Origin of the sequence: Paraburkholderia sp. BR10954, from assembly GCF_040965775.1 — a bacterium.
GTDB classification, from domain to species: domain Bacteria; phylum Pseudomonadota; class Gammaproteobacteria; order Burkholderiales; family Burkholderiaceae; genus Paraburkholderia; species Paraburkholderia youngii.
On the sequence record NZ_JBFRCK010000002.1, the window covers coordinates 313266 to 335351 of the forward strand.

The window sequence follows — 22086 nt, forward strand, 5'->3', positions numbered from 1 at the left end:
TCCGCGCAAGGCCCGTGGAAAAGCTCAGTGCGAGTAATCGCGCGCGCCGAAGATCGCGGTGCCGACGCGCACGATCGTTGCGCCTTCGAGCACGGCTGCTTCGAGATCGGCCGACATGCCCATCGACAACGTATCGAGCTCGAGCCCGTCGTTACACAAGCGCTCGAACAGCTCGCGCAATTTGCGATGCGGCGCGCGCTGTTCTTCAAGATCGCCGCCCGGGTCCGGAATCGACATCAGTCCGCGCAGCTTCAGCTTTGGCAGTGCGGCGATCTGGTGCGCGATGGCGGCCGCCTCGTCGGGCGCAACGCCGCTCTTCGACGCCTCGCCGCTGACGTTGACCTGGACGCAGACGTTGAGCGGCGGCAGGTTGTCGGGGCGCTGCTCCGACAGCCGCTGTGCGATCTTCAGCCGATCGACCGAATGCACCCAGTCGAAATGCTCGGCAACGGGGCGCGTCTTGTTCGATTGCAGCGGCCCGATGAAATGCCATTCGAGCGATGCGCGCAGATCGGCGAGCGTCTGGATCTTGTCGAGCGCTTCCTGCACGTAGTTCTCGCCGAATGCGTGCTGACCGGCCGCATGAGCGGCGCGCACGGCATCGGCGGGAAACGTCTTGGAGACCGCGAGCAGCATCACGGACTGCGCATCGCGGCCGGCCGCTTGCGCGGCGCGGGCGATGCGCTCGTGCACGTCGGCGAGACTCTGAGCGAAGTAGTCGGCGAAACGGTGAGGCAGATCGGACATGGAACGAATCGGTGTTCAGCGAAGACGATGCCCCGATTATACGGACAGCATGTGCTCGACCAATTCGATCCAGTGCGCGACCGGCGTCGACGTGCCGCTTTGCAGATGCGCGATGCAACCGACGTTCGCCGACACGATCACCTGCGGCTCCTGCGCCTGCAAACGCTCGAGTTTCTGGTCGCGCAGCGCGTACGACAGGCGCGGCTGCAGCAGCGAGTAGGTGCCGGCCGAGCCGCAGCACAGATGGCTGTCGGTGGGGAGGCGCACTTCGAGGCCGAGCGCGCTGAGCAGTTGCTCGACTTTGCCGTGGATCTGCTGGCCATGCTGCAGCGTGCAGGGCGGATGAAACGCGACCGTGTGCACCGAGCGGCGGCGCGTGATCGCGACGAGCCGTTCTTCGAACTCGGGCAGGATTTCGGAGACGTCGCGCGTCAACTCGACGATGCGGCGCGCCTTCTCCGCATACTCGGGATCGAGGCGCAGCAGGTGCGCGTATTCCTTGACCGTCGCACCGCAGCCCGACGCGTTCATTACGATCGCTTCAACGCCCTGTTCGACGTAGGGCCACCATGCGTCGATGTTCGCGCGCACGTCGTCGAGTGCTTCTTCGTTGTAGCCGAGGTGCAGGCGGATCGCGCCGCAGCAGCCGGCTTCAGGCGCGATCAGCGTTTCGATACCGAGCGCGTCGAACACGCGCGCGGTCGCGATGTTGACGTTCGGCATCATCGACGGTTGCACGCAGCCCGCGAGCATCAGCACCTTGCGTTCGTGTGTCCCGCTCGGCCATTCGAGCGGGCGTTGACGCGCAGGGACCTTGTCGCGCAGCTTCTTCGGCAGCAGGCCGCGCACATGCTGGCCCAGCCGCATCGCGGGCGTGAAGATCGCGCTGTTCGGCAGCACGCTCGCGAGCAGCCGTCGCATCAGCCGCTGACTGAGCGGACGCGTGACCTTCTCTTCGGTGAGCTTGCGGCCGATTTCGACGAGCCGCCCGTATTGCACGCCGGACGGGCACGTCGTTTCGCAGTTGCGGCAGGTCAGGCAGCGGTCCAGGTGTACCTGGGTGCTGCGCGTGACCGGCGCGCCTTCGACCATCTGCTTGATCAGATAGATGCGCCCGCGCGGACCGTCGAGCTCGTCGCCGAGCAGTTGATAGGTCGGACAGGTGGCCGTGCAGAAACCGCAATGCACGCATTTGCGCAGGATGGCGTCCGCTTCGTTGCCATCGGGGGTATTGCGAATGAAGTCCGCGAGGTTGGTTTGCATCGCGTCGCTCAGAAGTCGGGGTAGAGACGGCCGCGGTTGAAGATGCGGGCCGGGTCGAATGCATGTTTGAGGCCGCGATGGATTTTCATCAACGGCGCGGGCAGCGGTGTGAATACGCCGGCGCTGCGGTCGTAGCCGTGGCCGCTGCGGAAAATGGTTGCGTGGCCGCCGGCCTGCTTCGCGCTGATGCGCACGGTTTGCGCGTCGGTGTCGGTGATCCACCAGCGCTGGCCGCCGCCCCATTCCATCAGTTGCGCGCCGGGCAGCTGCAGCGGCTCGGTGATCGACGGCAACGCGAGACGCCACAGCGCGGCCTTCGGCGGAATGCTTGCAAAGAACGAGTCGGTCTGTTCGCGCAGGCCGCCCCAGAAGCGCTCGGCTTCGACCGCATCGACGACTTCGCCGCCGAGCCCGGTGCGCGCGGCCTTGACCGCGGCCTCCGCGCCGCCCAGGCGCACCGCGAGCGTGCCGTTGCGCCATGCGCTCGCGGTGATGGGCAGCGGCCGGCCGCCCCATTCGTTGAGCTTGCGTACCGCGTCGGTGCCATTCATGTCGAATTTCAGCGTGGCTTCGGCCTGCGGGCGCGGCAGCACTTTGACCGACAGCTCGAGGATCAGCCCGAGCGTGCCGAGCGAGCCCGCGAGCAGCCGCGACACGTCATAACCCGCGACGTTCTTGACGACCTGGCCGCCGAAGTGCAGCACCTGGCCCTGGCCATTCATCACGACGGCGCCGAGCACGAAGTCGCGCGCGGCGCCGACGGCCGGCCGGCGCGGCCCGGAAATGCCCGCGGCGATGCAGCCGCCGAAGGTGGCCTGCGGACCGAAGTGCGGCGGCTCGAACGCCAGCATCTGGTCGTGCTCGGCGAGCGCGGCTTCGATTTCCAGCAGCGGTGTTCCCGCGCGGGCGGTGATCACGAGCTCGGCCGGATCGTACGCTATGATGCCGCGATAAGCGCGCGTGTCGAGGATCTCACCTTCCAGCGTCTGGCCATACCAGTCCTTGGTGCCGCCGCCACGGATGCGCACCGCGCGTCCCTCGGCGCTGGCCGAGCGCACGCGTTCGGACCATACGGCGACGATGTCGTCCTCTTCCATGGTGTCCTGCTCGTTGTGTTTCGTTTGATTGTACCGGGCGGCGGCTCGCTGGCAAGCCGGAGCGCACCCGCATGACGGGGCGCGGCATCGGTCTGAAGGGGCGGCGCAAATCGCCGTGCAGGCCGCGCCCGCATCGGCGCGGGCGCGGCAAACGGTGGCTGCGCGATGCGGACGCCAGCCGCTAGAAGCGCGGCAGATCGGGATGTGGCAGCAGTCCGCCGCGCACGTGCATCTTGCCGTATTCGGCACAGCGCGCCCGCGTCGGAATGCCCTTGTCGGGATTCAACAGACCGGGCGCGTCGAATGCTCGCTTGACCGCGTGGAACGTGTCGCGCTCCTCGGGCGAGAACTGCACGCACATCGAATTGATCTTCTCGATGCCGACGCCATGCTCGCCCGTCACCGTGCCGCCCAGCTCGACGCAAGCTTCGAGGATGTCGGAACCGAACAACTCGGCGCGATGCCACTCGTCCTGGTCGTTGCCGTTGAACAGGATCAGCGGATGCATATTGCCGTCGCCGGCATGGAACACGTTGATGCAGCGCAGCTGGTAGGTTTTCTCCATCTCCTCGATGCGCGCGAGCAGCGGCCCGATACTTCGGCGCGGCACGGTGCCGTCCATGCAGTAGTAGTCCGGCGAGATGCGGCCGGCGGCCGGAAACGCGTTCTTGCGCCCGGACCAGAAGCGCAGGCGCTCGGCCTCCGTGCGCGAAATCTGGATACGGGTCGCGCCGTGCTCGCGCAGCACCGCGGTCATGCGCACGATCTCGGCCGCGACTTCCTCGGGCGTGCCGTCCGATTCGCACAGCAGGATCGCCGCCGCGTCGAGGTCGTAGCCCGCGTTGACGAACTCCTCGACCGCGCGCGTGGCGGGCTTGTCCATCATCTCGAGGCCGGCCGGGATGATGCCCGCCGCAATGATGCCGGCAACGGCGTCGCCGCCTTTGACGACATCGTCGAAGCTCGCCATGATGACCTGCGCCGTTTGCGGCTTCGGGATCAGCTTGACGGTGACCTCGGTGACGATCGCGAACATGCCCTCGCTGCCGATCAGCACCGCGAGCAGATCGAGCCCCGGCGCGTCAGGCGCGAGCGAGCCGAATTCGACGATCTCGCCGTCCATCGTCACCGCGCGCACGCGCAGCACGTTGTGCACGGTGAGGCCGTACTTCAGGCAATGCACGCCGCCCGAATTCTCGGACACGTTGCCGCCAATCGTGCAGGCAATTTGCGACGACGGATCCGGCGCGTAGTAGAGGCCATACGGTGCCGCGGCTTCGGAGATCGCGAGGTTGCGCACGCCCGGCTGCACGGTCGCGATGCGCGCATACGGGTCGACCTCGACGATCTTGCGAAAGCGCGCGAGCGACACCACGACGCCATGCCGAATCGGCATTGCGCCACCGGACAGCCCGGTGCCCGCGCCGCGCGGCACGATGGGCACATCGAGACGATGACAGATCTGCACGATGCGTTGCACTTGCGATTCGGTTTCCGGCAACGCGACCGCGAGCGGCAGACGCCGGTACGCGGCGAGGCCGTCGCAGTCGTACGCGACGGTATCTTCCTCGCGATAGAGCAGACAGTGGCTCGGCAACACGGCCATCAGCGCCTGCACGACTTCGCGCTGACGCTGCGCGAGGACTTCGGCCGACAGTTCAGCGGGTGCGTTCATGTGAGTTGTCTCCTCGTGGCTTGCGCCGGTCCGGCTTCCAGGTTCGAGCCGGCTGTTTCGGGCGGCCTGCTTCGCGTCACTTGCGTGTTCCGGCCGGCGGCTTATCGCGGCCGGCCTTCGCAACGTAGATCAGGCCGCCGCCCAGGCGAAAATCTTGCCCGGGTTCATCAGATTGCGCGGGTCGAGCGCGTACTTGATGGAGCGCATCGTGTCGACCGCGACGTCGCCGTGCTCCTCGAGCAGAAAACCCATTTTGTGCAGACCGACGCCATGCTCGCCGGTGCAGGTGCCGTCCATGCGCAGCGCGCGCTGCACGATGCGATGGTTCAGGCGTTCGGCTTCTTCGAGCTCTTCGGGCTTGTCCGGATCGATCAGGATTGCGACGTGGAAATTGCCGTCGCCGACATGGCCGACGATCGGGCAGGGCAGCGGCGACGCCAACAGATCCTGCTCCGTTTCGACCACACACTCCGCCAGACGCGAGATCGGTACGCAGACGTCGGTAGTCACCGCGCGTGAGCCGGGTTTCAGTTGCAGCATCGCGAAATAGGCGTTGTGACGCGCGTTCCACAGGCGGCTGCGGTCTTCGGGGCGCGTCGCCCATTCGAAGCCTTCGCCGGCATTTTGCGCGGCGATTTCCTGCACGAGTTCGGCCTGTTCCTTGACGCCGGCCTCGGTGCCGTGAAATTCGAAGAACAAGGTGGGCGCTTCGCGCAGCGACAGATTCGAGTGGCGATTGATCGAGCGGATCGCCAGCGAATCGACGAACTCGACACGCGCGATCGGCACGCCGATCTGGATCGTCTCGATGACCGCGCGCACCGCATCGCCCATCGACGGGAACGTGCACACCGCGGCCGACACCGCCTCCGGCTGCGGATAGAGGCGCAGCGTGATTTCGGTAATCACGCCGAGCGTGCCTTCCGAGCCGACGAACAGGCGCGTGAGGTCGTACCCCGCCGACGATTTGCGCGCGCGCGAGCCGGTCTTGATCACGCGGCCATCGGCGAGCACGACCGTCAGGCCGAGCACGTTCTCGCGCATCGTGCCGTAGCGCACGGCGTTGGTACCGGACGCGCGGGTCGCCGACATGCCGCCGATGCTCGCGTCCGCGCCCGGGTCGATCGGGAAGAACAGGCCCGTGTCGCGCAGCGCTTCGTTCAGCTGCTTGCGCGAGATGCCGGGCTCGACGGTGACGGTCAGGTCTTCGGCGTTGATCGACAACACCCGGTTCATCTCCGACAGATCGATCGACACGCCGCCTTGCACGGCAAGCAGATGTCCTTCGAGCGACGAGCCATTGCCGTACGGAATGATCGGCACGTCGAACTGGCCGCACAGCTTGACGGCGGTTTGCACGTCTTCGCTTGTGCGCGCGAAGACGACAGCGTCAGGCAATTGCGGATCGAACGGCGATTCGTCGCGGCCGTGGTGCGCACGCACGGCTTCGGCAACGGAGACCCGATCGCCGAAAGCGGCTTTGAGCTGGTTCAGCAATTCGGCCGGAAACGGCCGGCGAAGCGGCGCCGGCGGTACGGGATGGTTCACGCATGTCTCCTGTCGAGCGGAGTTGGCGCTTCAACGCTTACTCCGGTCCGATGAAAGTTTCTTTAGATAACAGCCTGTTTGCAGCAGCCGTTTCATTTTACGCCGTTCGCCCGCCGGACGGCGCTGCGCCGGCTTCCGCTCATATAATGGCGGCGATTTCGCGATGCGTGCAATATGGACAAACGTGGTGGCCGCATCGTCACTGAATACAGGGGAGCATCATGGGCAATCGGCTCAGCAAGATCGCCACTCGCACCGGCGACGACGGCACCACCGGTCTCGGCGACGGCCGCCGTGTGCGCAAGGACAGCGCGCGAATCGCCGCGATCGGTGATGTCGACGAACTCAATTCGAACCTCGGCGTGCTGTTGTGCGAGAACCTGCCCGAGAACGTACGCGCGGCGCTGGTCGAAATCCAGCACGATCTGTTCGATCTGGGCGGCGAGCTGTGCATTCCCGGTCACACGATGATCACCGAGCGGCATCTCGCGCAGCTCGACGGCTGGCTCGCCGACTACAACGCCACGCTGCCGCCACTGAAGGAATTCATTCTGCCGGGAGGTTCGCGCGCGGCTGCGCTTGCGCATGTGTGCCGTACCGTTTGCCGCCGAGCGGAGCGCGCGATCGTCGCGCTTGGCGAACACGAGACGCTGAACGCGGCGCCGCGTCAGTACGTGAACCGGCTGTCCGATCTGCTGTTCGTGCTGGCGCGCGTGCTCAATCGCGCGGACGGCGGCACCGACGTGCTATGGCAGCACGATCGCGGCACGCCTTGAGCGGCGACGCCCATGCGCATATAGATAGGTACTGAGCTTCGCACGAGCCGACGCTCAACCGCTCAACCGACGGCGAGCGTAACCGGCTTGCCGATGCGGCTCAGCATTTCAACGAGCGTGTCGATCGTGAACTTGGTGGTTTTCTTGTTGACGACGTCTGACACGCGCGGACGCGACACCATCAGAATTTCGGCCGCCTCGGCCTGCTTCAGATGATGCTGTTCGATCCACGTGGACAGCTCCGTCATCAATTGTTCCTTGAGCAGCCGCGTATCGTTGATCTGCTTTTGCGACGCCGCGTGAAGGCGCTTCGCTTCCTCGGCGGAAAAACCGAGTTCGAGGAACACGTTCGCGCCGGCTCGCGTTACGTGACGAATGTGGGTGTCGATCGTCATGGCTGGGTGGTCCTGTAATGAGTGATGGCGCGATAGCGCGTTTCGGCAATTTTTCTGTCGCGCGGTCCGAGCTTCTGCGTTTTCTTCTGAAAGCAATGCAGCACGTACAGCGCTTCGGCATATTTGGTCACGTACATCACGCGAAAAATACCGTCCTCGTCTCTGATGCGAATTTCGCGAGTTCCCGCGCCGATAGACTCGAACGGTTTCCAGTCGTCAGGGTCGAGTCCTGACTGAATCTTGTGAAGCTGAAACCCGGCGAGACGACGCGCTTCGTTGGGAAAAGCAAGCAAATCACGGTAGCTGGAGCCTAACCAGCGAATTTCTTTTTCCTGCTCCATCGCCACCTCATGTACAAAATCTTATACGCACTCTCCAGCCCAGTCAAGTCGTGCAAGCAACCAGGCAACGAGCTATGACGATAGCGAGGCGGCCGGCTCAGTACCATTCGTCCGAATGGCCAATAAAAAACCCGGTTCGAAATTGAACCGGGTTTTCTACGGACTACCGACAAGCCCCCGCGATGGCGGCGGGGCAGGCCTTCAGTTGCCGCTGCCGCGCGCGACGCGGCGTTGCTTGACCGCTTCGGCAAGGCCTTCGAGCACGGCGACGCTTTCGTCCCAGCCGATGCATGCATCGGTAATGCTCTGGCCGTACGTGAGCTGGCAGCCTTCCTTCAGATCCTGGCGACCCGCGACGAGGTGCGACTCCACCATCACGCCAACGATGCGCTCGTCACCCGCGGCGATCTGACGGCCGACGTCCGCGCACACCGGAATCTGGTTTTCGTGCTTTTTCGAGCTGTTCGCATGGCTCGCATCGATCATCAGACGCGCGGCGAGACCCGCCTTGCCGATATCCGCGCAGGCCGCATTGACGCTGTCGGCGTCGTAGTTCGGCGTTTTGCCGCCGCGCAGAATGACGTGGCAGTCCTCATTGCCCGCGGTCGATACGATCGCCGAGTGTCCGCCCTTGGTGACCGACAGGAAGTGGTGCGGCTGCGAGGCGGCCTTGATTGCGTCGACGGCGATCTTCACGTTGCCGTCCGTGCCGTTCTTGAAGCCGACCGGGCACGACAGTCCCGAAGCCAGCTCGCGATGCACCTGCGATTCGGTCGTGCGCGCGCCGATCGCCCCCCACGAGATCAGATCCGCGATGTACTGCGGGCTGATCATGTCGAGGTACTCGGTGCCGGCGGGCAGACCGAGTTCGTTGATCCGCAGCAGCAGCTCGCGCGCGGTGCGCAGACCTTCGTTGATCTTGAAGCTGTTGTCCATGTGCGGGTCGTTGATGAGACCCTTCCAGCCCACCGTCGTGCGCGGCTTTTCGAAGTACACGCGCATCACGACTTCGAGCTCGCCGGCAAAGCGCTTGCGCTGCTCGATCAGACGTCCCGCGTATTCGATGGCGGCCTTCGGATCGTGAATCGAGCACGGGCCGATCACGACGATCAGACGGTCGTCCATGCCGTGCAGAATGCGATGCATCGCGGTGCGCGATTCGTAGATCACGTTGGACACCGTCTCGTCGCAAGCAAACTCGCGGATCAGGTGAGCGGGCGGCGTGAGTTCCTTCAATTCGCGGATGCGGACATCGTCGGTATTGTGCGGGGGCATGTGGTTCTCCTGAATCGGTTCGCAGCGTGTTCGCGTAGGTCAAATAGGTATCGAAAAGCGTGAGGCGAAAAAAAACCGCCAGGCTAGCTGGCGGTTTTTCGGGAATTCTCGGTGTCCTGCGTGTACTAACACCCCTCTCGATCCGCCAGCGGTCTGAGATACCAAAAAAAGTAAAAATAAAACTTGGCGGACATGGCGAAGTGAATGCGTCGCTGGTCAAAAAAGGGTGAGTGACTTTATAACCCGGTACAGGCTCGGCTGACAAGCCGGGACGTCGAAAAATGCGGAAAAGCCGCACGCTTCGCGTTTTGCGTGCGCGAAGCGTGCATCCACCGAGTAATCAGGCCGTACCGCCGACCGTCATCTTCTCGATGCGCAGCGTCGGCTGACCGACGCCCACCGGCACGCTCTGGCCTTCCTTGCCGCACACGCCGACGCCCGAATCGAGCTTCATGTCGTTGCCGATCATCGTGATGTACTTCAGCGATTCCGGGCCGCTGCCGATCAGCGTCGCGCCCTTGACCGGATACGTGATCTTGCCGTTCTCGATCATGTACGCCTCGGAGGCCGAGAACACGAACTTGCCGTTCGTGATGTCCACCTGACCGCCGCCGAAGTTCACCGCATACAGGCCGTTCTTCACGGACGCGAGGATTTCCTGCGGGTCCTTGTCGCCGTTGAGCATGTACGTGTTGGTCATGCGGGGCATTGGCAGCGCCGCGTACGATTCGCGCCGCGCGTTGCCGGTGACCGGCATCTTCATCAGGCGCGCGTTCAACGTGTCCTGGATGTAACCCTTCAGGATGCCGTCCTCGATCAGCGTCGTGCACTGGGTCGGATTGCCTTCGTCGTCGATATTGAGCGAGCCGCGGCGGTTCGGCAGCGTGCCGTCGTCGACTACGGTGACGCCCTTCGCGGCGACCTGCTCGCCGATGCGTCCGGCGAACGCCGACGAGCCCTTGCGGTTGAAGTCGCCCTCGAGCCCGTGACCGATCGCTTCGTGCAGCAGCACGCCGGGCCAGCCCGGGCCGAGCACGACGGTCATTGCGCCGGCCGGCGCCGGACGCGCGTCGAGATTGACGAGGGCCGCGTGCACCGCATCGTCGACATAGCGCGACAGCACTTCATCGGTGAAATAGCCGTAGTCGAAACGTCCGCCGCCGCCGCCGCTGCCGATTTCGCGGCGGCCGTTCTGCTCGGCGATCACGGTGACCGACACGCGCACGAGCGGCCGGATGTCGGCCGCGAAGCCGCCGTCGCTGCGTGCGACCAGCACCACGTCGTATTCGCCGGCCAAGCCCGCCATCACCTGCTGGATGCGCGGATCGCGGCCGCGCGCCATCTGTTCGATGCGCTCGAGCAGCTTGACCTTCGCGGTGGCGTCGAGCGAATGTAGCGGGTCGGACGGCAGGTACAGATCGCGTCCGGCGATGCCGGTCAGCGACGACGCCACCTTGATCTTCTGCTTGCCGCCGCCCGACTTGGCGATTGCGCGCGTGGCGATGGCCGCCTGGCGGATCGCTTCGGGCGACAGGTCGTCCGAGTAGGCGAACGCGGTACGGTCGCCCGACACGGCGCGCACGCCGACGCCCTGGTCGATGCTGAAGCTGCCCGATTTCACGATGCCTTCCTCGAGACTCCACGCTTCGCTGCGGGTGGTCTGGAAGTACAGGTCCGCGTAGTCGACGCGGTGCGTGAAGATTTCGGCGAGCGTGCGCGTAAGCAGCGACTCGTCGAGGCCATAGGGCGTGAGAAGGATGTCCTTGGCGGCGGCGAGATTACGGATACCGGGTTCGATGATGTTCATGCGAAGTATGTTCTGCTCGATACGAAGGGGTCGGGGAGCGCCTGCGTCGGTATATGCGTGGCAGGCGCGGCAGTTTCAATGTCGGTTTCAGGTCAGCACGCGATGACGCCATGCCGGCAGGCTCTGCCGCACTTCGTCGATGCGCGCGCGTTCGAGGTTGCCCGCGACCACGCCGGCGCCCTCGTCGCGCACCGCGACGATCTCGCCCCACGGGTCGATCAGCATGCTGTGGCCCCAGGTGCGGCGGCCGTTTTCATGTTTGCCGCCCTGCGCCGCGGCGAGCACGTAGCACTGGTTTTCGATCGCGCGGGTGCGCAGCAGCAGCTCCCAATGCGCGCGGCCGGTCGTGTAGGTAAACGCGGACGGCACCACGATCAGCGCGCAGTCGCCCATGCGCCGGTACAGCTCGGGAAAGCGCAGATCGTAGCAGACCGACAGGCCGACCCGGCCGAATGGCGCCTCGAAGCTTTGCACCGAGGTGCCGGGCCGGATCGTGCGAGCTTCGTCGAACGATTCATCGCCTTTTTCGAAGTTGAACAGATGGATCTTGTCGTAGCGCGCGGCTTCGTTGCCGAGCGGGTCGAACACCAGCGTCGTGTTCAGCACGCGCGACGCCTCCGGCGCGTTCAGCGGCAGGGTGCCGCCGATCACCCAGAGCCGGTGGCGGCGCGCGGCGTCGGCCAGAAAGCGCTGGATCGGGCCATCCCGATGCGGCTCGCGCACGGCGAGCTTGTCGGTGTCCTTGAAGCCCATGAAACAGAAATACTCGGGGAGCAGCACGAGCTGCGCGCCGTCGGCGGCGGCTTCGGTGATCAGGCGCTCTGCTTCGGCGAGATTGCGATCGCGATCCGGCGTGCTGACCATCTGCAGCGCGGCGACCCGAAAGGGGCTGGCGACAGAGCCGGACGTTGCGGCGGATGCGGATGATGTGACGTGTGTTTCGCTCATGAGCGTGTCGAAAGACTCCCGGCGGGCGGCGGTATGAAGCGCGGGCACCGCATGGTTCTGGGCTGGCTCGGCCCCGTTGGCGCATCGAGTCGGCAGAGCGGCACGAGCGGCCGCGTGGAACGAGACAGCGGCGCCAGGGAAACCGAAGCTCAGTGCGCTTCCACGGTCGAAGCCGGAGCGTCAATCTTACCCCGTTCGCCCGTCACCCGCTGAACCTGCGGTTTGGACCACGAACCGGTGATCGCGTAGTCGCGCGCGAACACGTGCGACACCCCATGTGTGAAGGCGATATCGGCGACCAGCGCGCCGAGGCCGATCAGCGGATTGATGATCGTCGCGGCGATCACCGCGGAGCCGGCGCTGACGGTCGGTATCACGTGCAGGTGCAGGTTCTGGGTTCTCTGCGCGATGTCGACGGAGCCCACCATTTCGGCGCGGGCCGGCGCGGTCACCATCCTGAAGTTGTCGGTGCGGGCGATGCCGTCATGAATCTGCGCGGTACCGGTCACGCTCGAGAACGGCAGGCCCTCGCCGAGCACGTCGCGGAAATCGAGCGTGGCGATACGCGCGAGGCTTTGCAGGCTCAGCACGCCGAGCAGCGTTGCGACGCCTGGATCGACCTTCAGGATCTGGCCGTGGCGCAGATCGAGCGCGAGGTTGCCGTTCAGCGTCGAATAGTCGATCGTGGTCGGGCCGCCCTGCCACACGGCCTTGCCCTGGATAGAGCCGATGCCGCCCTTGAGCGTTCTCGGCAGACCGAAGCGCTCGAGCATCGCGCCAGCGTCCTTGATGTCGAGCTTGAAATCGAACACGGTGCGCCGCGGCGTGGCTTCGTCGGCCGAGATGGGCAGTTCGGTCGAGGTGCGCCAGTTCGCGGTCGCGGTGAGCGTCGCGGTAGGGTTCGTCACGTCGAGCTTGTCGAGCTGCCACACCGGCACGCCGTTCTCGTCGTAGTTGTGCGCGTCGACCTCGAGCCGGCCGACGTTGCGGTCGTGCACGATCAGCTCGTTCACGACCAGATCGATCGACGGCATGTTCAGCGCGGGCGCCGACATCGCCGGGCCGAGCAGGTCCTTGTCCGCGACCGATGGAATCACGACGCGTGCGAAGCGCGCCTGCAGTTCTCCCGGCGATTCGCGGGTCACGCCCGGCAGCCACGACACGTGGCCGGACACCTGATTCGACGCGATGTTCGCTTGCCACGTGCGATCCATATGCGACGCGCCGACGATCACGTTGTCCCAGTGACGCTTGAGAAGCGTCAGCGTGTCGATGTGCAGCGCGAAGCGGTTCGGCAGGAACTGCGTGAGCATCGGATTCGGCGCGGCGGCGGGGGTGGTCGCGCTGCTGGCGTTGGTTGCGCTATTGCCGCCGTTCGCGCCGCCGTTCACGCCATTCGCGCCGGCCGCGCCCGCGCGCAACTGCGCGGCGAGCGCGCGCCAGGCATCCGCGTTGAACTCCTTGATGTCCACCGCGGCGACCACGCCCTCGGACGGCAGCTCGACCGCCCGGTTCACGCCGATCGCGCCGCGCACGACGGTCGGTGGCGTACGCGGCTGCGCGCTCGGCCGATAACGCAGCAGATACGCGGCGGCGACCGGCCCCAGCGTCAGGTCGGCGCGTTCGAGGCCGGCTTCGCCCGGCACCGTCGACGGATTGACCGCGAAATGCAGCGGCATCGGTGTGCCGGCCTGCTTCTCGAACGGCGCTGGAAAATCGAGCGCGAGGCCGCTCAGATCCGAGTTGGCGCTGACCTGCGGCAGGCGGCCCCTCGCGCCGGCGACGCGCAACGCATAAGGCGCGCTGCCGCTCATATGCGTTAGCACCTGCGCGGCCGCGCCAGGCGGATGCAGCTCGCGCGCGGCATCGACGGCGATGTGGCCGTTGAGCGCGAGCGCGTATGTGCCGTCTTGCCGCAAGCCGCCGTTCGCATGCACGTCGCCGCCAAGGAACTGTCCGGAGAGCCGCTCGACCTCGGCCGTTCGTTCGGTGAAGCGCACCCGGCCGTTCAGCCGCGACAGCGGCGGCGCATTGCTCACGCTCAGGCGATTGTTCAGGAAGCCTAGCGCGCCTTCGACGCCGACATGCGGCTTCGGCGTACGCGGGATCGTCAGCTTCAGCGCGAGGGACGCAGGCCCTTCCGCGCGAATCTTTTCGGTCTGATGCCGCGCCATGATGCCGAGTGAGCTGCGGTTCACATAGTCGAGCATGTCGGCGAGCGGGCCCCGGCCGTTGCCCTGGATGGTGAGGTTCGAGCCTTTGGTGCCGAGGTCGTCGATGCGGCCGTTCACGCCGGTCAGCGCGACGCGCTTGTAACGGCCGCGGTCGATGTCGAAGCGCAGCACGTTCTGCTTGAGCTCGAACACGCCGTCGATGCCGTCGAGCGGGGGCCAAACGTTTGGCGTGCCGTTGCGCATGTTGCGCGGCGGGAACGGCGTCGGATCGAACTTGCCGCCGGTGAACGGCGCGACGATGTGGAAGAGGCCGGCGTCGGGGTCGCGTGCGTAGGGGAACTTGGTCAGGTCGCCGTGCACTTCGATCGTGCCGCCGCGCGACACGCCAGCCTGCAGGCCGTGGTCCAGGTAAATACGCAGCTTTTCGCTGACCGCGGTCGGCAGATAGCGGGCGATACGGGTCACCTGCGCGCGCTGGAAGTCGGCTTTGAGGTCGAGCGAGCCGCGGCCGTGGCCGGGATTGCTGTAGCTCGCGGTCGCGCTTGCCTCGACGTCGGGGTTCGATACGCTGAAATCGTTGAGCTTGACCGCGAACGCGGGACGCGTGTCGCCCGGTGCCTTCTTGCCCATCGTCCACTCGGCGCGGCCGCGCAGACGCGCGAGCGTCAGACGCGGATCGTCGAACACGCCCGGCAGCGTGATCGCCACGTTGGACGTATCGAGGTTTGCGCGGCCGCCTTTTTCGTCGGCGTCGACGGTGCCCCACAGGTTCTCGATGCCGGGAATGCCGGCGCGCGGATGGCCGCGCGGCGTCAGGCCCGGCCCCGGCTCCTGGGCGGCGAAGCTGATGCCCTGCAGATCGCCCTTGAAGCGATAACGCTCGATCGGCTCCGCACCCGTCGGCCGATGGTCGCTGCCCACTTCTCCGGATTCCGGTTTGTCGCGCTCGACCTCGATCACGTAGTTCGCGACCAGCCCGCGCGGATTGATGCGCACGAGTTCGTTCAGAAAGTGCCGCGGCAACGGCAGCGCGCGGCTGAATTCGGCGAGGATGCCGAGATCGACGCGATCGCCGCTGATGCTCAAAAGCTGCCCGTGCTGCTGCGACGCGGTCCGGTAGCGGCTGTCGAGGGTCCGGAAGCGCAGGATGCGCGTGAGCGGCGTGCCGTCTTCGAGCGGCGGCTGGCCGAGCTCGGCACGCAGGTCCGACAACTGCAGCCGGTACTCGCCGTCGCCTGCCTCGACGCGCCACAGAAAGTGGGCAATCGGCACGAGCAGCTTTGGCTGGGTCGGGCGCACCCGCATCGCGACGTCGTTGCCGTTCAGCTGGCCGGTCGCCTGGTTCATGCGGCCTTCGCTGAAGTCGATCCAGATGGCATTGTCGATGCGGCCGGCGAACGTCTCGATCGGGAATTCGACGTAGCGCGCGAGGGTCGGCAGATCGACCGGGCCCGTCGACATATACACCTGGCCGCTCCAGTTGATCGGCTTGCCGATCGCGGAGAGTGGCGCGTGGCGAAAGTGCGTGCGGAAGTCGAGCGGGCCTTTCAGCACGCTGCCGTCGGGCGGCGCCTGCAGCGCCATGCGGTGGTCGCGGCCGTCATTGAGGATCGCGATGCGGATATCGCGCAGCGCCAGCTCGGGCTCGTGGCGGGTCGCGTCGCGCCAGCGCAGCACGCCGCCGCGCACGACGATCGCCTGCTGACGCAACAACCAGGTGGACAGCGCGTCGTTGCCGCTGTGGCGCGTCGGTACCGGCACGCCCGCGACCGACAGCACGCCGTCGTCGCTGCGCGACACCAGCACGTCCGGCTGATCGACGATCAGGCTCGACAGCGCCGGATGAAACTCCCATAGCGAGCGCCAGGATACCGTCGCGGTGGCGTGCGGAATCGTCAGCGCGGGTTCGCCGTCGTGATCGCGGATGACGAGGTTGGTGACGTCGAGCCCAGGCTGGAAGCCGCTCCAGTGCGGCGCGAGCCGGCCGATCGTGAATTGGGTGTGCAGCTTGTCGGAGACTGCGGCTTCGATGCGCGGCCGGAACGTGTCGACTCGCGGCAGCACCACGTAGCGCAAACCCAGAAACACTCCGCCCGCGATGAAATAGAGGACGAGTGCGAGCGTGGCGAGCACGCGCAACGTCCGACGCAACACGATGTGGTCGCTTCCGCTCACATGCCGGACCTGCGATGGGGCTTGCGGGTCGGCGGATTCGTTTCGCTCGGACATGCTGCGGCGGCTGGGCGTATGGTAGTTTTGCGTGTTAACGACGAAATGTAACACACGGGAAAGTGTCGGCGGACTTCCTGCAAACCCTGTCCGAAAGCCCGTGACGGGGATTCGCGAGGCCGTTCGGCACGGGCTTCGGCATGCTTGCCGCCGCGTGCCGGTTGCACAATAGAACGATATGACAGCGACCCCGAAACGACACCCCTACATCGTCAGAATACCGCCGGACAAATTCGATCAAGCAACGAGCGAGCCAGATTTTTGATGACTGATGCAACCCTCCTGAGTTCCAGCTATTCGCACTATGCCGCGCGCGCCGCCGCGGCCCGCCCGCAACTGGTCGCGCATGTCAGCGCGCTGGCCGACGAGCCGCTGACGCGCGAGCGCATCGACGCGCGTCTCGACGCACTGTGCGCCGAGGCGGCTGGCCCCGCCGGTGCGCCGGTCAACGAAGATGCGCTGAAACGCGCGCTGCGCCAGTTGCGCACCGAAGTATTCTGCGCGGTGATGGAGCGCGACCTGGCCGGCGAAGCCGATATCGCCGAAGTCACCGGCGCGATGACCGATCTCGCGGAAACGACGATCCAGCGCGCGCTGACGGTGCTGAGCGCCGAACTGGAAGCGCTGTATGGCGAGCCGCGCGACCAGCAGGGCGAGCGGCTCACGCTCGGCGTGGTCGGCATGGGCAAGCTCGGCGGGCGCGAGCTGAACGTGTCGTCGGATATCGATCTGATCTTCGTCTACGAGGACGATGGCGAGACGACCGGCGGCCAGCGCTCGCCGCTCGCGACCCAGGAGTTCTTCACGCGGCTCGGCAAGCGGCTGATCGGCGCGCTCGCGGAAGTCACCGCCGACGGCTACGTGTTTCGTGTCGATATGCGTCTGCGGCCGAACGGCGATTCGGGCCCGCTCGTGTGCAGCCTCGGCATGCTCGAAGAGTATTTCTACGTGCAGGGCCGCGAGTGGGAGCGCTACGCGTGGATCAAGGGCCGGCTCGTGTCCGAGGGCGCAAGCGCCGCGGCGCAGCGGCTGCAGAAGCAGCTCGATGCGATCGTCACGCCGTTCGTCTATCGACGCTATCTGGATTTCGGCGTGATCAGCGCGATCCGCGCGCTGCATCTGCAGATCCGCCAGGAGGCGCAGCGCCGCGCGTCGATGCGCCCCGACAAGGCCGACGACATCAAGCTCGGCCGAGGCGGCATCCGTGAAATCGAGTTTAGCGCGCAGGTGTTTCAGCTGATCCGCGGCGGCCAGGACGCCGGCTTTCGCGTGCGGCCGACGCTCGCCGTGCTGCGCCATGCGGCCACGCATGGGTTGATGGACCCGTCGGTGTGCCTGAAGCTGTCGCAGGCTTATCGCTTTCTGCGCGAGCTCGAACATCGCTTGCAATATCGCAACGACGCGCAGACTCACGCGATGCCCGTCGATGCCGAAGACCGCGCGGCGCTCGCGCGCGCGATGGGCTGCGACGACTACCCGGAATTGATGACTAAGCTCAACGCGCATCGCGAGTTCGTCGAACAGCAGTTCGACCAGATTTTCGCCGACAAGGTGGGCGGCCGCGACGGCTGCGGCGCGCCCGAGGACGGCGCGGCCGCGTGGGTGTGGAGCAGTGCGCTCGCCGACGATAGCGCCGACGACGCGCTGCGCGCGCGCCTCATCGAACTCGGTGTGGCCGAACCCGGCGAGTTGCTCGCGCGGCTGCAGGCGGTGTGGCGCTCGTCGCGCTACACGGGCCTGAACGAGCGCAGCCGGCAGCGCTTCGACATCGTCGCGCAGCGCGCGCTCGAAGCCGCGCGCACGCTGGAGCCGGCCGGCCGGCGCGGCGATACGGTCGCGCGCCTGTTCGATCTGCTCGAAGCGGTGAGCCGGCGCGGCGCGTATCTGGCGCTCTTGACCGAGTATCCGCAGGCGCTGCACCAGGTGCTGTCGGTGCTGGGCGGCTCGCGCTGGGCGGCCGGCTATCTGATCCGCCATCCGCAGCTGCTCGACGAACTGCTCGACGGCGAGGCGATCAACAGCCCGTTCGACTGGCCCGAATTCAAGCGTACGTTGCGTTTGCGGCTCGCCGCCGCCGACGGCGTCGAGCAGCAGATGGATCTGCTGCGCCACGCGCATCAGGCCGAGGTGTTTCGCATTCTGCTGATCGATCTTGCCGGCAAGCTGTCCGTCGAGCACGTCAGCGATCGGCTGTCCGAGCTCGCCGACGCGGTGCTCGACGTGACGATCGAAGCCGTGTGGAATCAGTTGCCCAAACGTCACCGCGACGCGCCGCGCTTCGCGGTGATCGCCTATGGCAAGCTCGGCGGCAAGGAGCTCGGCTACGCGTCGGACCTCGACCTGATCTTCCTGTATGACGATCCCGACGATGCCGCGGCCGACGTCTACGCCACCTTCACGCGGCGCCTGATCACGTGGCTGACCACCGCGACCGGCGCCGGCACCTTGTTCGACATCGATCTGCGGCTGCGGCCCAATGGCGAGTCAGGCCTGCTCGTCACCGATCTCGACGCGTTCCGCCGCTATCAGCTGCGCGAGGGCGACGCGGCGAACACCGCCTGGGTGTGGGAGCATCAGGCGCTGACGCGGGCACGCTTCTGTGCGGGCGATCCGGAGATCGGCGCGAAGTTCGAGGCGATCCGCGAACAGGTGCTGACGACACCGCGCGAAGCGCCGCCGCTCGCGAAAGAGATCGTCGAGATGCGCGCGCGCGTCGAAGCGGGTCACCCGAACCAGACGCCGACTCTATTCGACCTGAAGCACGACCGCGGCGGCATGGTCGATATCGAGTTCACCGTGCAGTACTGGGTGCTGCTGCATGCGGCGCGCGATCCCGAGCTGATCCGCAATACCGGCAATATCGCGCTGCTGCGTGAAGTGTCGCGTTTCGGGCTAATGAGCGAAGCGGAAGCCGAGACGGTCGGCGCTGCCTATCGGCGCTATCGCAAGCTGCAGCACACGCTGCGGCTCGATGGGATGGAGAAGGCGCGGGTCGATCCGGCGCTGGTCGCGGCCGAGCGCGAGGCGGTGCTGGCGTTGTGGAAGAGGGTGTTTGGGTAAAGGCGCTTGCGCATTTCGCGTAGCGCCAGCGCATCATGCGCGGCCGGGATCGGTGTGACGTCCCGGCCAACCCGACTCAGGCCGTGTGCGGTGAGCCGCGCACGGCGCAATCTCAGGCGGCCAGCATTTCCTTCGCGTGCTTGCGCGTGGTCGCCGTGATTTCGAGGCCGCCGAGCATGCGCGCGACTTCCTCGATGCGGCTCGCCTTGTCGAGCGAGGTCACGCTGCTGAGCGTGCCGCCGGTGCCGTTGCTCATCTTTGCGACCTGGAAATGATGATCGCCGCGCGCCGCGACCTGCGGCAGATGGGTCACGCACAACACCTGGCGCGCCTCGCCGAGTTGATGCAATAGCCGCCCGACCACTTCGGCCACGCCGCCGCCGATGCCCGTATCCACTTCGTCGAAGATCAGCGTCGGTGTCGGGCTGGCCGCGCTCGCGATCACTGCGAGCGCGAGACTGATACGCGCGAGTTCGCCGCCCGACGCGACTTTCGCGAGCGGCCGCAGCCGCACGCCGGCGTGACCCGCCACCCGGAACTCGATCTGCTCGAGCCCATGCCCACCGCCTTCGGGCAACGGCACCAGCGCGACTTCGAAGCTGCCGCCTTTCATCGACAGTTCCTGCATGCCGGTCGTGACCGCCTCGCCGAGCGCCTTGCCTGCTTTGGCCCGTGCCTTCGACAGTTTTTTAGCCTCGGCGACGAACGCGTCCTTCGCTTGCGCCTCGGCGGCGCGCAGGCCGTCGAGGTCGGCGGCGGCGTCGAGCGCGGCCAATTGCTTGCGGCGCGCTTCGTGTTCTTCCGGCAGCGTCTCGGGTTGCAGGCGGAATTTGCGCGCAGCCGAGTGCAGCGCGTCGAGGCGCTTTTCGACCTGCGCGAGGCGCTCCGGATCGAGCTCGAGCTTCTGCGCGTAGTGGCTCAGCGAATACGCGGCTTCCTGCAACTGGATCTCGGCGGGTTCGAGCGCGGCGAGCACGTCGTTCAGCGCCGGGTCGATCTCCGCGAGGTCGCGCACCTTCGACACGATCGAGCCGAGATGCGTGATCATCGCGTCGTCCGATTCGGACAGCGCGCCGAGCGCACCCTGCACGCCGTCGATCAGATTCGCGGAATGCGACAGCCGCCGATGCTCGGTGTTGACCTCTTCCCATTCGCCCGGCTGCGGCGCGAGCTTATCGAGTTCGGTGAGTTGCCACGCGAGTCGCTCGCGTTCGAGTTGCAGCTCGCGATCGCGCGTTTGCGCGTGCTCGACCGCCTGCGCCTTGTCGCGCCACGTGCGCCACGCGCGTGTCACCGCGGCGGCCAAGTCCGACAGGCCCGCGTGCGTGTCGAACAGCTCGCGCTGCGCGTCCGGGCGCATCAGCAACTGGTGCGCATGCTGGCCGTGAATATCGACGAGCATTTCGCCGACCTCGCGCAGCTGCGCGAGCGTCGCGGCCGTGCCATTGATGAACGCGCGTGAGCGGCCGTTCGCGTCGACCACCCGCCGCAGCATCACGGTGCCGCCGTGCTGGCCGTCGTCGGCCGCGCCGAGCGCCTGCGCGTCGAGCCATTGATCGACCTGCGCGTGCGTTTCGAACTCCGCGGTGATATCGGCGCGGCTCTCGCCGGTGCGCACGACGCTCGCCTCGGCGCGCGCGCCTAGCGCGAGCGCGAGCGCGTCGATCAGGATCGATTTGCCGGCGCCGGTTTCGCCCGAGAAAACGGTAAAGCCGCTGTCGAATTCGAGGTCGAGCGCGGCGACGATGACGAAGTCGCGTATCGAGAGGTGGCGAAGCATGGAGGTCGTCGGGTAGCTTGGATTCGGGTGGCGGCCGCGGCGGCGTGGGCTAGAAAGCGCCGCTTACGGCCTCGGGTCTTCTTCGTGCGACGGGTACTCGTGCCAGTGCAGCTTCTTGCGCAGCGTCGCGTAATAGCTGTAGCCGACCGGATGCAGCATTGGCACCGTGTGACGCGAACGGCGCACCTCGATCGTGTCGCCGAGCTCCAGCGACGTGAACGACTGCATGTCGAAATTGACGTTCACTTCGCGCCCGGAAACGATCTGGATGCTGACCTTCGAGTCGTCCGGCAGCACGATTGGCCGGTTCGACAGCGCGTGCGGCGCGATCGGCACGAGCACGAAGCCCTGCAATTGCGGATGCAGGATCGGCCCCTGCGACGACAGCGCGTACGCGGTCGAGCCGGTCGGCGTCGCGACGATCAGGCCGTCCGAGCGCTGGTTGTACATGAAGCGGCCGTCGACCGACACGCGCAGCTCCGCCATGCCCGAAAAACCGCTACGGTTGACCACCACGTCGTTGAACGCGAGCGCGTGATAGATCGACGTGCCGTCGCGCACGATGCGCGCTTCGAGCAGCACGCGCTCCTCGCGCTCGAAATTGCCGGACAGCATTTGCGGCACGATCTCGCGCATGTCGGAGATCGGAATGTCGGTGATGAAGCCGAGCCGTCCGTGGTTGATGCCGATCAAGGGCGTGCGATATGGCGCGAGCTGGCGACCGATGCCGAGCATCGTGCCGTCGCCGCCGAGCACCACGGCGACGTCGGCGCGCGCGCCGATCTCGGCGGGACGCAGCGCCGGATAGTCGGTTACGCCGATTTCGGCGGCGGTGTCGGCTTCGAACACGACTTCGAGGCCGAGCTTCGCGATGCACGCGGCGAGCGCGGTCAGCGGCTCGCCGATGCCTGGCGTATTGCTGCGCCCGACGAGCGCGACGGTCTTGAACTGGCTGGTCACTTGCATGCCGG

Annotated in this window: 15 protein-coding genes; 2 read left to right on the top strand and 13 right to left on the bottom strand. The window is 66.3% G+C overall.

Translation table 11 applies throughout. The features are described from left to right. Positions 1-24 precede the first annotated feature (24 nt). The 5 genes from AB4Y34_RS04180 to AB4Y34_RS04200 form a co-directional block, all read right to left on the bottom strand. Positions 25-747 carry a YggS family pyridoxal phosphate-dependent enzyme gene (locus AB4Y34_RS04180; RefSeq protein ID WP_368715316.1) on the bottom strand — a complete coding sequence of 241 codons (723 nt, stop codon included), beginning with the start codon at positions 745-747 and terminating at the stop codon, positions 25-27. A gap of 36 nt (positions 748-783) precedes the next feature. Further along, positions 784-2010, bottom strand: a complete 1227-nt coding sequence (gene glcF, locus AB4Y34_RS04185) for a glycolate oxidase subunit GlcF (RefSeq protein ID WP_368715317.1) — start codon at positions 2008-2010, stop codon at positions 784-786. 8 nt (positions 2011-2018) lie between these two features. Then, positions 2019-3107: a glycolate oxidase subunit GlcE gene (gene glcE, locus AB4Y34_RS04190; protein WP_018431890.1), complete on the bottom strand. Its 1089-nt coding sequence runs from the start codon at positions 3105-3107 to the stop codon at positions 2019-2021. Positions 3108-3288: 181 nt separating this feature from the next. Then, positions 3289-4782: an FAD-linked oxidase C-terminal domain-containing protein gene (locus AB4Y34_RS04195; protein WP_368715318.1), complete on the bottom strand. Its 1494-nt coding sequence runs from the start codon at positions 4780-4782 to the stop codon at positions 3289-3291. A 129-nt stretch (positions 4783-4911) separates the two neighbouring features. Beyond that, a complete protein-coding gene (locus AB4Y34_RS04200; RefSeq protein WP_368715319.1) occupies positions 4912-6330 on the bottom strand; it encodes an FAD-linked oxidase C-terminal domain-containing protein in 1419 nt (472 codons plus the stop codon). A gap of 221 nt (positions 6331-6551) precedes the next feature. Between AB4Y34_RS04200 and AB4Y34_RS04205 the strand changes: the two genes are divergently transcribed. Continuing rightward, the gene (locus tag AB4Y34_RS04205) at positions 6552-7106 is read left to right on the top strand and encodes a cob(I)yrinic acid a,c-diamide adenosyltransferase (protein WP_368715320.1); all 555 of its coding nucleotides are present in this window, start codon (positions 6552-6554) and stop codon (positions 7104-7106) included. A gap of 62 nt (positions 7107-7168) precedes the next feature. On the opposite strand, the gene AB4Y34_RS04210 is transcribed toward AB4Y34_RS04205, so the two are convergent. The 6 genes from AB4Y34_RS04210 to AB4Y34_RS04235 form a co-directional block, all read right to left on the bottom strand. Further along, on the bottom strand, positions 7169-7501 hold the full coding sequence (locus tag AB4Y34_RS04210) for a helix-turn-helix domain-containing protein (protein WP_176379024.1): 333 nt from the start codon (positions 7499-7501) through the stop codon (positions 7169-7171). After that, positions 7498-7842: a type II toxin-antitoxin system RelE/ParE family toxin gene (locus AB4Y34_RS04215; RefSeq protein WP_368715321.1), complete on the bottom strand. Its 345-nt coding sequence runs from the start codon at positions 7840-7842 to the stop codon at positions 7498-7500. The genes AB4Y34_RS04210 and AB4Y34_RS04215 overlap by 4 nt, the downstream gene beginning before the upstream one ends. Positions 7843-8043: 201 nt before the next feature. Further along, positions 8044-9117, bottom strand: coding sequence for a 3-deoxy-7-phosphoheptulonate synthase AroG (gene aroG, locus AB4Y34_RS04220; protein WP_176109507.1), 1074 nt, complete (start codon positions 9115-9117; stop codon positions 8044-8046). Positions 9118-9457: 340 nt separating this feature from the next. Then, on the bottom strand, positions 9458-10924 hold the full coding sequence (tldD, locus tag AB4Y34_RS04225) for a metalloprotease TldD (RefSeq protein ID WP_176379026.1): 1467 nt from the start codon (positions 10922-10924) through the stop codon (positions 9458-9460). 87 nt (positions 10925-11011) lie between these two features. After that, positions 11012-11872 (bottom strand): carbon-nitrogen hydrolase family protein, encoded by an 861-nt coding sequence (locus AB4Y34_RS04230; RefSeq protein ID WP_368715322.1) that lies wholly within the window; start codon positions 11870-11872, stop codon positions 11012-11014. A gap of 149 nt (positions 11873-12021) precedes the next feature. Continuing rightward, the gene (locus AB4Y34_RS04235; RefSeq protein ID WP_368715323.1) at positions 12022-16275 is read right to left on the bottom strand and encodes a YhdP family protein; all 4254 of its coding nucleotides are present in this window, start codon (positions 16273-16275) and stop codon (positions 12022-12024) included. Positions 16276-16536: 261 nt separating this feature from the next. Here AB4Y34_RS04235 and glnE point away from each other — a divergent pair, with 261 nt between their 5' ends. After that, positions 16537-19335 (top strand): bifunctional [glutamate--ammonia ligase]-adenylyl-L-tyrosine phosphorylase/[glutamate--ammonia-ligase] adenylyltransferase, encoded by a 2799-nt coding sequence (gene glnE / locus AB4Y34_RS04240; protein ID WP_368715324.1) that lies wholly within the window; start codon positions 16537-16539, stop codon positions 19333-19335. Positions 19336-19447: 112 nt separating this feature from the next. On the opposite strand, the gene recN is transcribed toward glnE, so the two are convergent. Together recN and AB4Y34_RS04250 are read right to left on the bottom strand one after the other, a co-directional pair. After that, positions 19448-21115, bottom strand: coding sequence for a DNA repair protein RecN (gene recN, locus AB4Y34_RS04245; protein ID WP_368715325.1), 1668 nt, complete (start codon positions 21113-21115; stop codon positions 19448-19450). Positions 21116-21178: 63 nt separating this feature from the next. Further along, positions 21179-22081 carry an NAD kinase gene (locus AB4Y34_RS04250; RefSeq protein ID WP_176122489.1) on the bottom strand — a complete coding sequence of 301 codons (903 nt, stop codon included), beginning with the start codon at positions 22079-22081 and terminating at the stop codon, positions 21179-21181. Positions 22082-22086: the final 5 nt, after the last annotated feature.

Excerpts from the sequence above, each read along its gene's own strand:
- glcF (WP_368715317.1), bottom strand. The coding sequence starts at position 2,010 with ATGCAAACCAACCTCGCGGACTTCATTCGCAATACCCCCGATGGCAAC.
- AB4Y34_RS04195 (WP_368715318.1), bottom strand. The coding sequence starts at position 4,782 with ATGAACGCACCCGCTGAACTGTCGGCCGAAGTCCTCGCGCAGCGTCAG.
- recN (WP_368715325.1), bottom strand. The coding sequence starts at position 21,115 with ATGCTTCGCCACCTCTCGATACGCGACTTCGTCATCGTCGCCGCGCTC.
- AB4Y34_RS04230 (WP_368715322.1), bottom strand. The coding sequence starts at position 11,872 with ATGAGCGAAACACACGTCACATCATCCGCATCCGCCGCAACGTCCGGC.
- AB4Y34_RS04210 (WP_176379024.1), bottom strand. The coding sequence starts at position 7,501 with ATGACGATCGACACCCACATTCGTCACGTAACGCGAGCCGGCGCGAAC.
- AB4Y34_RS04180 (WP_368715316.1), bottom strand. The coding sequence starts at position 747 with ATGTCCGATCTGCCTCACCGTTTCGCCGACTACTTCGCTCAGAGTCTC.
- aroG (WP_176109507.1), bottom strand. The coding sequence starts at position 9,117 with ATGCCCCCGCACAATACCGACGATGTCCGCATCCGCGAATTGAAGGAA.
- tldD (WP_176379026.1), bottom strand. The coding sequence starts at position 10,924 with ATGAACATCATCGAACCCGGTATCCGTAATCTCGCCGCCGCCAAGGAC.
- AB4Y34_RS04205 (WP_368715320.1), top strand. The coding sequence starts at position 6,552 with ATGGGCAATCGGCTCAGCAAGATCGCCACTCGCACCGGCGACGACGGC.
- AB4Y34_RS04250 (WP_176122489.1), bottom strand. The coding sequence starts at position 22,081 with ATGCAAGTGACCAGCCAGTTCAAGACCGTCGCGCTCGTCGGGCGCAGC.
- AB4Y34_RS04215 (WP_368715321.1), bottom strand. The coding sequence starts at position 7,842 with ATGGAGCAGGAAAAAGAAATTCGCTGGTTAGGCTCCAGCTACCGTGAT.
- AB4Y34_RS04235 (WP_368715323.1), bottom strand. The coding sequence starts at position 16,275 with ATGTCCGAGCGAAACGAATCCGCCGACCCGCAAGCCCCATCGCAGGTC.
- glcE (WP_018431890.1), bottom strand. The coding sequence starts at position 3,107 with ATGGAAGAGGACGACATCGTCGCCGTATGGTCCGAACGCGTGCGCTCG.